Origin of the sequence: Nocardia sp. NPDC059154 (assembly GCF_042755705.1) — a bacterium.
In the GTDB taxonomy this organism is placed as follows: Bacteria; Actinomycetota; Actinomycetes; order Mycobacteriales; family Mycobacteriaceae; genus Nocardia.
This window is the reverse complement of sequence record NZ_JBHZCS010000129.1, coordinates 1-13,934: the sequence shown is the minus strand read 5'-3', so window position 1 is coordinate 13,934 and position 13,934 is coordinate 1. Positions and strand designations below refer to the sequence as shown.

The following is a 13,934-nucleotide window of genomic DNA, read 5'->3' as shown; positions in this document are numbered from 1 at the left end:
CAACAGAATTCGGGCCGGATCGCTTGGGGGCGATCCGGCCCGAATTCGTTGGTGCTGCCGGAAGAAGCCGACAAAACCCGAATGCCCCACGGACATGTCCGTGGGGCAAGGGATTTCGTGTCGAACTAGCGCGGGCGGCGCGACACGATGGAGTCGCGGATCAGCACGAAGGCGAGACCGACCGCGAACAGCACCAGGAAGATGTAACCGACATTGCCGGTGCCCGAGGAGCTGCCCTGCTGGTTCTCGAACAGCATGGCCAGCAGGATCACGACGACGACCCACCCGGCGGCGCGAGCGGTACGGCGCGACTCGCCGCTCCAGCCCCACGCGGCGGACGGAACCTCGGCGGTGTCGACCTTGGTGACAACCTCAGAGGGGTGCGCGTGTTCCAGTTCCGTGGCGGCCACTGTGGCTCCTTTACGGCTCGAATCGATTGCTGGCCAATATCGTGACATACGACCCAGCGTCGTAGCGAGCAGGGGGCAGGGGACAATGGATCCGTGTCCGACGTTGTGAGAGTTCTGCTGCTGGGCAGCACCGGTTCGATTGGTACGCAGGCACTGGAGGTGATCGCGGCCAACCCCGACCGCTTCGAAGTGGTGGGTCTCGCGGCGCGTGGGGGCAATGCGGACCTGCTGGCACAGCAGATCGCGGCCACCGGGACCGGCAACGTGGCGGTGGCCGATCAGGCGGCGGCCGCGAAACTCGGTGTGGCGCTGTCGGGTCCGGACGCCGTGACCGAGCTGGTCCGGCGCACCGACGCGGACGTGGTGCTCAACGCGCTGGTCGGCTCGCTCGGCCTGGAGCCCACCCTCGCCACGCTGGAATCGGGGCGGCGACTCGCCCTGGCCAACAAGGAGTCTCTGGTGGCGGGCGGCTCGCTGGTGACCCGGGCGGCCAAGCCGGGACAGATCGTGCCCGTGGACTCCGAACATTCGGCGCTGGCCCAGTGCCTGCGCGGCGGTAGCGCGGGCGAGGTCGCCAAGCTGGTGCTCACCGCTTCCGGCGGACCCTTCCGCGGCTGGACCACCGAGATGCTGGAGTCGGTGAATCCGGCCGAGGCCAAGACCCATCCGACCTGGTCCATGGGGCCGATGAACACGCTGAACTCGGCGTCGCTGGTGAACAAGGGCCTCGAGCTGATCGAGACGCACCTGCTGTTCGGCATCGACTACGACCGCATCGACGTCACCGTGCACCCGCAGTCCATCGTGCACTCCATGGTCACCTTCACCGACGGCTCGACCCTGGCCCAGGCCAGCCCGCCCGATATGAAGCTGCCCATCGCGCTCGCCCTGGGCTGGCCGGACCGCGTTCCCGGCGCGGCCGCCGCGTGCGACTTCTCCACCGCCTCCACCTGGACTTTCGAGCCAGTCGACAACACGGTCTTCCCGGCCGTCGAGCTGGCCCGGCAGGCTGGTAAGGCCGGCGGCTGCGTGACCGCGGTCTACAACGCCGCCAACGAGATCGCCGTGCAGGCCTTCCTCGACGGGCTCATCCGATTCCCCGACATCGTGCGCACCGTCGCGCGCGTCGTGGAGTCCGCCGACCGCTGGAGCGCCGAACCCGGTAGCTTGGACGAGGTGCTCGCGGCCGATACGTGGGCCCGCGACACCGCACGCACGATCGTGCGCGGCTGACAGCAGGAGGGCTCGGAACCGGATGGTCTACGCGATCGGCTTCGTACTGTTCGCCCTCGGGATCACGGCCTCGGTCGCCCTGCACGAATGCGGCCACATGTGGACCGCGCAGGCCACGGGCATGAAGGTGCGGCGCTACTTCATCGGTTTCGGGCCCAAGGTCTTCTCCTGGCGGCGCGGCGAGACCGAATACGGTCTCAAGGCGCTGCCGCTGGGCGGGTTCTGCGATATCGCGGGCATGACCGCCCTCGACGAGCTCGAACCCGAGGACCTCGACCGGGCCATGTACCGGCAGGCCACCTGGAAGCGGCTGCTGGTGATGTCCGGCGGCATCCTGATGAACTTCCTCATCGGCTACCTGCTCATCGTGCTGCTCGCGGTGGGCTGGGGGCTGCCGCGTTTCGATCAGCCGCCGGCCACCCAGCTCGGGGCGATGAGCTGTGTGGCCAATATGGGCCCGGATCAGAAGGCGCTGCCCTGCACCGGCGAGGGCCCCGCGCAGCTGGCCGGATTGCAGCGCGGCGACCGGGTGACCGCGGTCAATGGCGTCAAGATCAAGACGTGGAACGACTTCCGCGCCGAGACGGAAAAGCAGACCGGCACCTTCACCTACACCGTCGAGCGTGACGGTCAGACCCTCCAGATTCCGGTCACCCCGCAGATGGCCGTGGTCTACCAGGAGAAGAACGGCACCCCGAAGACGGTCGCCAAGGTCGGTGTCGGCCAGGACTATTACGCGCCGGTACAGCACAACATCCTGTCCGCCATCCCCGCGTCGGGCGCGTTCACCGGCCAGATCGCGGTGCGCACCGTCGAATCCCTGGCCCAGATGCCCTCCAAGGTCGTCGACCTGTGGCACGCCGTCACCGGCGGCACCCGCGACCCGGAGACCCCCGTCAGCGTCTACGGCGCCTCCAAGATCGGCGGCGAGACCGCCGAGCACGGCCTCTGGTCGATGTTCGTCCTGACCCTGGCCAGCCTGAACTTCTTCCTCGGCGCCTTCAACCTGCTCCCGCTGCTCCCCCTCGACGGCGGCCACATGGCCGTGGTCATCTACGAAAAGCTCCGCAACCTCTTCCGCAACCGCAAGGGCCTCCCCGACGGCGCCCCGGTCGACTACCTGAAGCTGCTCCCCGCAACCTACGTCGTGGTCGTCATAGGCGGCGCCTACATGATCCTCACCCTGGTCGCCGACATCGTCAATCCGGTGAAACTGTTCCCATAGCCGTTGGCGCGCTTGCGGATTCGATCGCGATGTCGCGCAGCAGCGTGCGGCAGAGCCGATCCGCCCGGCGGGTGGTTTCGGGCTGACGGTACTCCGGGGTCAGGGCCAGGACCTGTGCGCAGGCCGTTTCCAGGTCGATCAGGTGGCCGACCGAGACGAAGACCGGTTTGACGTCGGTGCGGGTGCGGAGGGCGCGGCCGACCGGGTCGCCGTCGATGGTGATGACGGTGGAGGCGCCGCGCTCGGGGGCGGGCTCCTCGAACTCGCCCCAGGCGTTCTTGGCGACCCCGATGGTCGGCACGCCGGTCAAGAGGCCGAGGTGGCAGGCGAAGCCGAAACGTCGCGGGTGGGCCAGGCCCTGGGAATCGCAGACGAGCAGATCCGGTGTGACGGTGAGGTTTTCGAGGGCGGCCAGGGTGGTGGGGAGCTCCCGGAAGGCGAGCAGGCCCGGCACGTACGGGAAATCGGTGCTGCCGCGCGCGGTGGCGGTCTCGACGGTCTCGAGCGTGGTGGCGTCCAGCACCACAATGGCGGCGGCCACATTGCCGTTGTCGTCATAGGCCGAGTCAAGGCCCGCAATCGTCCGGAATTCCGGTGGCCGGGGGTTGGCGGCGATCACCCGCGCGCGCAGCCGATCTTGCAGTGCCACGGCCTCTTCCGGTGTCGCCGGCCACGGATCTGGATTCGCTACCTTCACTTTTCGGAGCGTAAACCTTCGCGTCGATTGCAACGAATATGAACCGTAGGCCCCGGGCCGATTCCGAGTCCTGCAGCCGGCGCGGGTACCCTTGTCGCCGCCGTCACAGGGCGACCGGTATTCGAGTCTCGGTAAGCTCGGAGCCGGTAAGGGTGAGGACTTAGTCGAAAGTAGGCAGCCGATCGTGAGCAGTGCCATCGCTTTGGGGATGCCGGCCGCACCGGCGGCCGTCCTCGCACCGCGGCGCAAGACGCGCCAGCTGATGGTGGGCAATGTCGGAGTGGGGAGTGAGTTCCCCGTCTCGGTCCAGTCGATGACCACCACCAAGACCCATGACGTCAACGCCACCCTGCAGCAGATCGCTGAGCTGACCGCGTCCGGCTGCGACATCGTGCGCGTGGCCTGCCCGCGTCAGGAGGACGCGGACGCGCTGGCGACCATCGCCCGCAAGTCGCAGATCCCGGTGATCGCCGACATCCACTTCCAGCCGCGCTACATCTTCGCCGCCATCGACGCGGGCTGTGCCGCGGTGCGCGTGAACCCGGGCAATATCAAGGAGTTCGACGGCCGCGTCAAGGAGGTCGCCAAGGCGGCCGGTGACGCGGGCATTCCGATCCGCATCGGCGTCAATGCCGGCTCCCTGGACAAGCGGATGCTGGAGAAGTACGGCAAGGCCACCCCCGAGGCGCTGGTCGAGTCCGCGCTGTGGGAGGCGGGCCTGTTCGAGGAGCACGGCTTCGGCGATATCAAGATCTCGGTCAAGCACAACGACCCGGTGATCATGGTCGAGGCCTACCGCCAGCTCGCCGCGCAGTGCGACTACCCGCTGCACCTGGGTGTGACCGAGGCCGGCCCGGCCTTCCAGGGCACGATCAAGTCGGCCGTCGCCTTCGGCTCCCTGCTGAGCGAGGGCATCGGTGACACCATCCGTGTGTCCCTCTCCGCCCCGCCCGCCGAGGAAATCAAGGTCGGCACCCAGATCCTCCAGTCCCTCAACCTGCGCCCCCGCAAGCTGGAGATCGTCTCCTGCCCGTCCTGTGGCCGCGCCCAGGTCGACGTCTACACCCTCGCCGACCAGGTCACCGCGGGCCTCGAAGGCATGGAGGTCCCCCTCCGCGTGGCCGTCATGGGCTGCGTCGTGAACGGCCCCGGTGAGGCCCGCGAGGCCGACCTCGGCGTCGCCTCCGGTAACGGCAAGGGCCAGATCTTCGTCAAGGGCGAGGTCATCAAGACCGTCCCCGAGCACCTCATCGTCGAGACCCTCATCGAGGAGGCCATGCGCCTCGCCGAGGAAATGGGCGATACCACCGAGTCCGGCGCCCCGGTCATCACCGCCGGCTAGCCACACCCCAGCCCCGGCCCGGTCCGCATCGGCATCACCGCCGCTGCCGCCCGGGCCGTGCGTCATTCGCGCCTCGGCCCGGGACCCGTGCCGGCCGCCGCGTTCGGAGTGGTGTGGGGCGGATGTCGTACCGAGGGGTTGGATTGGGTTGGGGGTTGGGGCTTTTGCCTGATGGGTGGGCGGTTGGGGACAATCGTGCGGCGCGGGGCGGGAAGTTCTGGCAGGCTGTGAGCGTGCGGAGTGTGCTGGAGCCGACTCGCAGGGGCCGGACGTCCGGGACCCGTCAGCTCGCGAACCGCGATCTGACGCAGGTCTTGCGTGTGCTCGACACCGATCCGGTGGCGACCTGTATGGTCGCCGCGCGCCTGCAGGAGTACGGGCTGGACCCGCGCGGGGTGTACGGCGAACTGTGGACCCGGGGTGGGCCGGCGGAGTCGCTGTGTTTCTCGGGCGCGAATCTGGTTCCGCTGCGCGGTGGTCGCGACGATATGAAGGCCTTCGCGGAGCGCGCGATCAAGGGGCCGCGCCTGTGCTCGTCGGTGGTGGGGCGGCGCGAGCTGGCCCTGCCGCTGTGGGAGTTGCTGGCCGAGCACTGGGGGACGCCGCGGGAGGTGCGCGAGGATCAGCCGCTGCTCGCGCTGGAACGGCCCGCGAGTATTGCGCCGGATTTGCGGGTGCGCCGGGTGCGGCCCGAGGAGATCGACCGGTATCTGGTCGCGGCGGTCGCGATGTTCACCGAGGAGATCGGGATCGATCCGCGCACGGGTGACGGCGGGCGCAGTTATCGCCGCCGGGTGTCGGGGCTCATCGAATCCGGCCGGGCCTGGGCGCGATTCGAGGACGGTGAGGTCGTCTTCAAGGCGGAAGTCGGCGCGTTGTCGCGACGCACCGGACAAATTCAGGGCGTATGGGTCCATCCGGACAAGCGCGGCCAGGGCTACGGCACGGCGGGGACCGCGGCCGTGGCCAATGTGGTGGTCTCCTCCGGGCGCACGGCCAGCCTATATGTCAACTGCTACAACAAGATTGCGCGCCGCGCGTACAGCAAGGTGGGGTTCCGTCAGGTCGCCACCTTTGCGACCGTGCTGCTGGACTGAGCCACATGCTGTGATGTGAGCATGAAATCTGTTCCGGTGCAGTGTGTCGCGCCGGTTTGCCGGTAGTTGGCTCTAGCATCTGAGCCGATGTCAACACGGGTCTTCACCACGCTGATCGCCGCCGCGGTCGCCCTCCCGGTCACCGTCGCCGCGGCCGGTTGCTCGTCGGGTCCGCAGGGCCCCGCGCAGGCGGCCGAGGCCTTCGTCTCCGCCTTCGCCGACCATGAGGTGCAGGCGGCGGCCGACCGCACCAGCCAGCCCGAAAAGGCCGGTGCCGCACTGGCTTCGGCGTGGGACCAGCTGCAGGCGGAGAAGCTGGTGGCCACCACCGGCGCCGCCCGCGTCACCGGCGATACCGCCATCGTCGACTACACCTACGAATGGCATCTGCCCGAGGACCGCGTCTGGACATACCAGGGCCAGCTGCAGATGGGCCGCGCCAACGGGCAGTGGCAGGTGCGCTGGTCCTCCGCCGACATCCACCCGCAGCTGGGCAATACCCAGACGCTGCAACTGCGTTCGAAGCCCGCGCCCCGGGCGCGGGTAAACGAACGCTCGGGCAGTGACGTGATGGTGCCGGGCACGCTGTACCGGGTGCTGTTCAAACCGTCGGCATCCTCCGACCCGACCAGGGTCTCCGCGGCGCTGGCGAACGCCCTGCACCGCTTCGACACGCGCCTCACCCCGGACTCGCTGTTGCGCGCGGCCGGCAAGGCCGACGGCGCCTACACCGCGGCGCTGCTCTCGGAATGGGAGTTCGGCGAGGTGAATTCGCAGCTGCTGGGGCTGTCCGGGGTCACCTTCAGCAAGGAATTCGATCTGGTCCCCACCGACCGCCACTTCGCGCCCGACCTCATGACCGAGGTCCGCAAGACCGTCATCGACGAGGTGGACGGCAAGGCGGGATGGAGTGTGGTGACCGTGAATGCCAATGGCGTCGACACCGATGTACTGCAGGAGGTCGATCCCCAGACCTCCCCGTCGTTCTCGCTCAGTGTCGACCGCTTCATCCAGAACGCCGCCCAGAGCGCGGTGGATGCCCGCACCGAGCAGACCATGATGGTGGTGCTGCAACCGTCCACCGGCGCGGTGCGGGCCATCGCCCAGAACGAGGCGGCCGATGCCGACGGCCCGGTGGCGGCGATCGGCCTCTATCCGCCGGGCTCGACCTTCAAGACGGTGACCGCGGCCGCGACCATGACCGCCGGCCACGCCACCCCGGACACCGTGGTGCCGTGCCCGAGCCAGATCGTGGTGGGGGAGCGCACGATTCCCAACTACGACCTGTTCAGCGTCGGCAATGTGGCCATGTCGACCGCCTATGAGCGTTCCTGCAACACCTCGTTCGCCAAGCTCGCCTCGGAGCTGGGTGGCCAGGATCTGCGCACCGCCGCGGCCGCGCTGGGGCTGGGCCCGGACTACACGGTGGCGGGCTTGCCGACGGTGTCGGGTTCGGTGCCGCCCGACGATGATCCGGTGCAGCGCGCCGAGGACGGCATCGGTCAGGGCAAGGTGCTGGCCAGCCCGTTCGGCATGGCGATGGTGGCGGCGACGGTGGCGCACGGTTCGACGCCCGTGCCGTATCTGATCGCGGGCCATCCGACCCAGGTGTCGGGTGATCGGCCGCAGCTGAAGCCGAAGGTCATCGACGGGTTGCGGTTGATGATGCGCAAGGTGGTGCTCGGCGGTACGGCCGAGCGCATCGTCGATCAGGGCGAGGTCTACGGGAAGACCGGTGAGGCCGAGGTGGACGGCGGTTCGCACTCGTGGTTCATCGGCTACCGCGGTGACCTGGCCTGGGCGACCCTGCTGGTGCGCGGTGGCAGTTCGGACAATGCGGTGGCGGTGACGCGGGACATGCTCGCGGCCCTGCCTCCGGGCTATTGAGGACCGCCGCCCGGCAGGGTCAGCGCTCGCTGTAGGTGTCGAGTCGCGAGCAGGCGACGGGATGGATCGCGCCGAAGTTGTCGGTCACGAAGCGTTGGTCGGCAAGGGCTTGGACGGGTGGTCCGTCACTGGACGCGTCGCCGAGGATCTCGGTGACGCCCGCACCGGCGAGGATCATGCCTGCGGTGGTGATCAGCAGAAGGGCCGAGCGCTTCATGTCCCTCTCCCTTGTTTGGGGATGAGTTGGGAGACCCGAACGTTCGCCGCCAGCGGCGAACACGGTGGTGATCCGGTGCTCATTAAGGGTTGGCTGACTGTTTGCCAATGGAAGAAACGGTAATCGGTCACTTATGCCGAGGCAACCCCACAAGTGTGCTGCCGCATTCCGTTTGGACGGAGATGCGGCAAGTTACGGGCCGGGTTGGAACCCGAAGTTCACTGTCAGTTTTGCCGCTGCATGGTCGCCGCGAGGTGATGGGTCAGCGGTTGCTCGACTGCGGCCATGCGCAGCGAGTACTCGAGGGTGTCGCCCGCGACGGTGATGGTGCGGCCCAGGGCGGTCACCGATTTCGCGGTGCTGCTGAGGCCGATCGAGGTGGAGTCGAGTTCCAGGCGCAGCTCGCCGTCCTCGGTCACCAGGCTGCCCTCGCAGATCTCGGTGATGCCGGTGGGATGGGCCAGGATGAGCTCGATGCGGTCGGGGCTGATCGCCCGCAGGTATCCGGTCTCGCTGTGCATGGGCCGGCTGCCGTCGGCGGCGCGGGTGCGCTGCCGGTAGGTGAGGAAGGGGCGGCCGACGTGGCCGAAGTGCACTTCCTCCAGATACTCGAACGGCTCGATGGTCGGGTATTCGCCGCGGCCGCGGCCGCGCCAGGTGCCCAGCAGCGGGGCCAGGTGGGCGATGTCGGGGTGCGGCGCGACGGTGGATTCGGGTTCGAGCACGGCGGACAGCTTAGTCGGCCCGGCCCGTAGCTGCGGGAGGTAGCCGCGCCTGGGCGCCGACATTCCCGGATAGGGGTATTGATCTCAGCGGCGGCTGGCCCGGCGGTAGCCGTAGGCGGAGGGGATGGCGAACACGATGATCAGGCCGGCGGTCCAGGCGAGGGTCCGGATGAGCGGGCCCGCCACGGGTCCGCCCTCGGCCAGCGCACGCATGGTGTCGACGGCGACCGACATGGGCTGATCGCGGACCACGGGCTGAATCCACTGGGGGTAGGCCGGGAGCGGCACGAATCCGGTGCTGAAGAACATGAGCAGTGACGACAGCAGCGCGACGGCCTCGACCAGGGTGGACTTGGCGGTGAACACGGCGATCGCGGTGACCATGGTGGCGAAGGCCAGCCCGAACAGCACCGGTATCCACAGGAAGGCGAAGGCCTGCAACGGTCCCTGCTGGAACCGGAAGCCGAGCGCGGCGCCGAAGCAGATGATCACGACGGTTCCGGCGAAGATGCGGCAGCCTTCGGCGATGATGCGCGCGGCGAGCCCGGAGGCGCGGTGCACCGGCAGCACCCAGAAGCGGGACAGGATGCCCGCCTCCCGTTCCCGGCCGAGCATGACGCCGCTGGCCACGGTTCCGGAGAGCGCGCCGACCAGGGTCACCATGGGGGTGGATCCGTAGAGGGCGCTGTGGCCGGAGAACTTCTGGATCTGCGAGCCCACCACGATGTCGAGCATGAGCAGCAGCAGGCACGGCACGATGAGGGTTTCGAGCAGCGTGATCGGGTCGCGGACCCAGCGCAGCAGCAAGCGCTGGGTCTGAATCCAGGTGTGCCGCAGCAGAGCTGGGGCCGAGCCTTCGCCGAAGACGATGGTGTCGGCGAGTTCGGGGTGGTCGAGGGTGGCCATATCAGGACCTCTTCAGGTTCTGCCGGGCGATGAAGTAGCAGGCCAGCGCGGTGCTGCCCACGAGCCACAGCAGCGGCGGCATCATGAGGGACCAGGTCACCGGGTGGGCCTTGCCGAGGGTGTCGCCGCCGAACGCGCGCAGCCCCTCGGCGTATTGGGAGACCGGCTGGTTGCGGACGAAGAACTGGACCCAGCGCGGGAATTGGTGGGCGGGGGCGAGACCGGTGGAGAGCATGCCGAGGATGAGCGGCGGCAGAACCAGCACCTGGGTGGTGGCCTCGGGGCTGTGGGTGGCGGTGCCGATGGCGTCCGCACCGAGACAGAACGCGATGCCGATGGCCAGTCCGAGGGCCAGGAAGCCCAGGGTGTGCACCGTGCCGCCGACGAACCGGAACCCGATCACGTGGGTGCTCACCACCGCCGAGGCGAGCCCGATGAGCAGCCGGAACACATTGGAGGACATGCGCGCCGCGGTGGGGACGAGCGGGTGCATGGGCATGGCGTCGAAGCGCCGGTCGAGGCCGGAGACCGCGTCGGTGGCGGCGCGGAAGGCGGCGGAGACCGCGGTGAAGGCGCACGCCTGCAGGATGACGATGGGCGCCATGAACTGCGCGTAACTGCTGAATCCCAGTCCGGCGAAGGACATCACGCGGTTGAGCGGGATGTAGAAGCTGGCGGTGAAGGTGACGGGTGCCAGGATGGCGGTGATGATTTCGCCGGTTTTGACCGAGGGCACGATGAGCCGCACCGTGAGCACCCACCACTGGGCGAGGGTGGCGGGGGTGGCGCGGACGTTGGTGAGCCACCCGGCGGGTGCGGCCTCGACGGCGGTCATGCCCGGTTCCGATCCTCGGCGCTGAAGCGCCCGTCCGTCGTCCGGAACCGGACCGACGGCGAATCGTCTTCGGCCTCTTCGGATTTGGCTATGTGCCCGGTGAGCTCGAGGAAGACGTCGTCGAGGGAGGGGCGCCGCAGCGCGATGTCGACGAGTTCCATTCCGGCCGTGTCGAGCCGGCGCAGCGCCTCGGCGAGGGTCTTGGCGCCCTCGGGCGCGGGGATGGCGATCCGGTCCGAATCCCCGGTCAGCGCTTCGCGATTGGCGGCGGGCAGCAGGTCGCCGAGGGCGCGGGCGATGGCGGGCAGGTCCTCGATGCGCAGCGGCACGATCTCGCAGTAGCTGCCGCCGGTGCGGGCCTTGAGTTCGTCGGCGGTGCCGTCTGCGATGACCAGGCCGTGGTCGATGACGATGATGCGGTCGCAGAGCGCGTCGGCCTCTTCGAGGTACTGCGTGGTCAGCAGGGTGGTGATGCCGTGTTTGCGGAATCCGCCGACCAGGTCCCAGACGCCCTGCCGGCTGCGCGGATCCAGGCCGGTGGTGGGTTCGTCGAGGAAGACCACCTCGGGCCGCACCACGAGTCCGCAGGCGATGTCGATGCGCCGTCGCATGCCGCCGGAGTAGGTGCCGACGCGGCGTCCGGCGGCCTGCACCAGGTCGAATTCCTCGACGAGTTCGTCGGCGCGGGCACGGGCGGCGCGTTTGCGCAGCCCCATGAGGCGGCCGAACATGACGAGGTTCTCGTACCCGGACAGGGCGTCGTCGAGGGCGGCGAACTGCCCGGTCAGCATGATGGATCGGCGGACCGCGGCGGCGTCGGTGACGACGTCGTGCCCGGCGACCAGGGCGCGCCCGCCGTCGGGGGCGATGAGGGTGGACAGGATATTGACCGTGGTGGTCTTGCCCGCGCCATTGGGTCCGAGGATGCCGAGTACCTCGCCGGGCGCGGCCTTGAAGGTGATGCCGCGCAGCGCCCGGACCGCGCCGAAGGATTTCTCGACGTCTTCGACGACCACGCCGTCGACGCCGGTGTGCACGCTGCTCGGGGGTGCGAGGGTCTTGGTTTCCACGTTTGTTGTATCGGTTTTGCCACTGTCGGTGTTCACGGCGTCCCTCCCAGGTGTGCGTCGAGAATGCGTGCGATGGCCGCGAGCGCGTGCGGTGCGGTGAGTTCGTCGTGGCTGACGTCGATGTCGTGGTTGCTGATGGTCCCGGTGATCCAGGGTCGCCAGCCGGCGGGCCCGAAGATGTCGGAGGTGTGCACGGTGGCGCTGAAATACAGTGTGTCGCCGTGGAATACGGGCCGCTGGTAGCCGGTGCGGGTGGCGGCGGAGGCGTTGTAGGAGGCCGCCATGCGTTCCAGGGTCTGCGCGTCGACCAGGCTGACGCCGCCCATGCGGTCGCGGATCATGGCCGCGGCCTGTTCGGCGCTGGTGTCGGCGGGGATGTCGGTGATCCCGAAGACCGAGCCGAAGGCCGCGACGAAGGAGCCGGCGGTGAGTTTGTCGATGCTGTCACCGTCGATATCGGTGCTGTCCGCGTCGAGCAGGGCCAGGGTGCCGACCTCGTCTCCGGTTGCCTCTAGCTGGGCGGCCATTGCGTGGGCGATCAGGCCGCCGAAGGACCATCCGAGCAGATGATAGGGGCCGCGCGGTTGCAGTCGGCGAATTTCGGCCACGTAGCGCGCGGCGAAGTCGGCGATGCTGCGGGCGTGCGGTTCGCCGGACAGGTCGGGGGCCTGCAGGCCGTAGATGGGACGGCCGGGGTTCAACGTGTCGGCGAGGCCGAGGTAGGTCCAGGCGATGCCGGAGGACGGATGGATGCAGAACAGGGCGGGCTCGTCGCCGCCGGCCCGGATCGGCAGCACCACGTCCAGGCCGAGTCCCGGCGGCGAATCCGCCTGGATGGCAGCGAGTTCGGCCGCGGCCTGCTGGTCGCGCAGATGCTGGCGTTCGGCCTCGGCGGCGGGTTCGGCGGCCGGTGAGGTGGCGAAATAGGCTGCGGCGGCGAGCGCGTCGGTCCACAGGTGGGCCAGCATGGTGATCTCGTGGCGGGGCAGCAGGGTTTCGGGGAAGGTGAAGGCGGCCTGCAGGCGGTCCCCGGCCACGACGGCGTTGATCTCGATCTCGGCGGTGACGGGCACGTCCGCGTGCTCGGTGGCGTGCAGGTCGCCGAACTCGTCGGTGGGCAGCCAGCCGAGATCTTCGAGCCCGGCCGGAATGTCGGCGGTGGCGTAGCGGCCGAGGTAGTTGAAGCCGATGCGGCCGGGCACCCGGTCGGGCAGGTCGGCGGCGGTCTCGGGGTTGAGGTAACGCAGCATGCCGTAGCCGATGCCCTTGTCCGGCACGGACATCAGCTGGTGCTTGACCGCCCGGATGGCCGTGCCCATGGCCGGTCCGCCGGCGAAGGCGTCGCGAATCGGAATGTCGGACAGGGCGAGTCGCACCGGGTACACGGTGGTGAACCAGCCGATGGTGCGCGACAGATCGGCTCCCGGAACGATTTCCTGCTGTCGCCCGTGCCCTTCGAGCCGGATCAGCACCGCCGCGCCGGGTTCCATGCGCCAGCGCATGACGGCCAGCGTGAGCGCGGCCAGCAGGGCGTCCTCGACGGTGCCGTCGAACAGCGCGGGCAGGGTGGTGAGCAGGGCGGTGGTGACGTCCGCGTCGAGCTCGATCTCGACGGTGCGGACGGCCGGCACCCGGTCGACGGCGGGATCGAGCTCGCGCGGCCCGATCGGCGGGTCGGGGGTGGCGGCCACCTCGCGCCAGTAATCCAGTTCGGCCGTGCGGGTTTCGCGTCGCGCGGCCTCCTCGAGCGCGTGCGCCCAGCGGCGCAGGGAGGTGCCGGTCTCCGGCAGGATCGGTGGCGTGTCCCCGCTGATCTGCGCCCAGGCGGCGATCAGGTCCGGAATGAGGATGCGCCAGGACACGCCGTCGATGACCAGGTGGTGGGCGACCAGGATGAGGCGGCCGCGGCGGTCGGCGGGGCTGCCCGGGGCCGGGTCCAGCCACACCAGCTGCAGGACGGTCCCGGTAGTCGGGTCGAGGCGGCCGAGCGCGGAATCCAGTTCGGTGACGGCGTATTCGCGCAGTTCGACCGCGTCGGCGGTGTCGAATTCGATGCGATGCAGGAGCGTGTCGACATCGACCGCGCCGGGTTCGCGGATGCTCATCCGCCAGTCGCCGTCCGCGTAGGCGAGCTGGGCGCGCAGGGCGTCGTGGTGGTCCACGACGGCGGTGACGGTGGCGACGAGCTGGTCGCGCCCGATGCCCTGCGGCAGTTCCAGCACCGCGGTCTGCGCGAATCTGCGGTGGTCGCCGCCGCGTTCGAGCATCCAGCGCACGATGGGGGTGAGCG

13 protein-coding genes are annotated in these 13,934 nt (G+C 69.1%); 5 read left to right on the top strand and 8 right to left on the bottom strand.

Annotated features, from left to right (window positions below; all coding sequences use genetic code 11):
- Nucleotides 1-125: 125 nt before the first annotated feature.
- Complete coding sequence (locus ACFXN1_RS49770; RefSeq protein ID WP_379402439.1) at nucleotides 126-410, bottom strand: DUF2631 domain-containing protein; 285 nt, start codon at nucleotides 408-410, stop codon at nucleotides 126-128.
- A 93-nt stretch (nucleotides 411-503) separates the two neighbouring features.
- Between ACFXN1_RS49770 and dxr the strand changes: the two genes are divergently transcribed.
- On the top strand, nucleotides 504-1,643 hold the full coding sequence (gene dxr / locus ACFXN1_RS49765) for a 1-deoxy-D-xylulose-5-phosphate reductoisomerase (RefSeq protein ID WP_379386583.1): 1,140 nt from the start codon (nucleotides 504-506) through the stop codon (nucleotides 1,641-1,643).
- 22 nt (nucleotides 1,644-1,665) lie between these two features.
- Nucleotides 1,666-2,868, top strand: coding sequence for a M50 family metallopeptidase (locus tag ACFXN1_RS49760; RefSeq protein WP_379441358.1), 1,203 nt, complete (start codon nucleotides 1,666-1,668; stop codon nucleotides 2,866-2,868).
- Here the strand turns inward: ACFXN1_RS49760 and ACFXN1_RS49755 are convergent.
- A complete protein-coding gene (locus ACFXN1_RS49755) occupies nucleotides 2,843-3,517 on the bottom strand; it encodes an endonuclease V (protein ID WP_379464086.1) in 675 nt (224 codons plus the stop codon). The genes ACFXN1_RS49760 and ACFXN1_RS49755 overlap by 26 nt on opposite strands.
- A gap of 256 nt (nucleotides 3,518-3,773) precedes the next feature.
- On the opposite strand from ACFXN1_RS49755, the gene ispG reads away from it, so the two are divergent.
- From ispG to ACFXN1_RS49740, 3 genes are all read left to right on the top strand, one after another.
- Nucleotides 3,774-4,907 carry a flavodoxin-dependent (E)-4-hydroxy-3-methylbut-2-enyl-diphosphate synthase gene (gene ispG, locus ACFXN1_RS49750; RefSeq protein WP_379402519.1) on the top strand — a complete coding sequence of 378 codons (1,134 nt, stop codon included), beginning with the start codon at nucleotides 3,774-3,776 and terminating at the stop codon, nucleotides 4,905-4,907.
- Nucleotides 4,908-5,140: 233 nt separating this feature from the next.
- Nucleotides 5,141-6,004: a GNAT family N-acetyltransferase gene (locus ACFXN1_RS49745; protein WP_364623910.1), complete on the top strand. Its 864-nt coding sequence runs from the start codon at nucleotides 5,141-5,143 to the stop codon at nucleotides 6,002-6,004.
- Nucleotides 6,005-6,091: 87 nt separating this feature from the next.
- The gene (locus ACFXN1_RS49740; protein WP_379441356.1) at nucleotides 6,092-7,891 is read left to right on the top strand and encodes a penicillin-binding transpeptidase domain-containing protein; all 1,800 of its coding nucleotides are present in this window, start codon (nucleotides 6,092-6,094) and stop codon (nucleotides 7,889-7,891) included.
- A 19-nt stretch (nucleotides 7,892-7,910) separates the two neighbouring features.
- Here the strand turns inward: ACFXN1_RS49740 and ACFXN1_RS49735 are convergent, their stop codons facing one another.
- The 6 genes from ACFXN1_RS49735 to ACFXN1_RS49710 form a co-directional block, all read right to left on the bottom strand.
- Nucleotides 7,911-8,108: a hypothetical protein gene (locus ACFXN1_RS49735; RefSeq protein WP_379402444.1), complete on the bottom strand. Its 198-nt coding sequence runs from the start codon at nucleotides 8,106-8,108 to the stop codon at nucleotides 7,911-7,913.
- 224 nt (nucleotides 8,109-8,332) lie between these two features.
- Nucleotides 8,333-8,896: a peroxynitrite isomerase gene (locus tag ACFXN1_RS49730; protein ID WP_379441355.1), complete on the bottom strand. Its 564-nt coding sequence runs from the start codon at nucleotides 8,894-8,896 to the stop codon at nucleotides 8,333-8,335.
- 21 nt (nucleotides 8,897-8,917) lie between these two features.
- Nucleotides 8,918-9,739 carry an ABC transporter permease gene (locus ACFXN1_RS49725; RefSeq protein ID WP_379402446.1) on the bottom strand — a complete coding sequence of 274 codons (822 nt, stop codon included), beginning with the start codon at nucleotides 9,737-9,739 and terminating at the stop codon, nucleotides 8,918-8,920.
- Between the two features lies 1 nt (nucleotide 9,740).
- Nucleotides 9,741-10,574: an antibiotic transporter gene (locus ACFXN1_RS49720; protein WP_379441354.1), complete on the bottom strand. Its 834-nt coding sequence runs from the start codon at nucleotides 10,572-10,574 to the stop codon at nucleotides 9,741-9,743.
- The gene (locus tag ACFXN1_RS49715; protein ID WP_379441359.1) at nucleotides 10,571-11,611 is read right to left on the bottom strand and encodes an ATP-binding cassette domain-containing protein; all 1,041 of its coding nucleotides are present in this window, start codon (nucleotides 11,609-11,611) and stop codon (nucleotides 10,571-10,573) included. Before ACFXN1_RS49715 ends, ACFXN1_RS49720 begins: the two co-directional genes overlap by 4 nt.
- Nucleotides 11,612-11,676: 65 nt before the next feature.
- A partial coding sequence (locus tag ACFXN1_RS49710) for an alpha/beta fold hydrolase (RefSeq protein ID WP_379464084.1) occupies nucleotides 11,677-13,934 on the bottom strand: 2,258 nt, incomplete at its 5' end.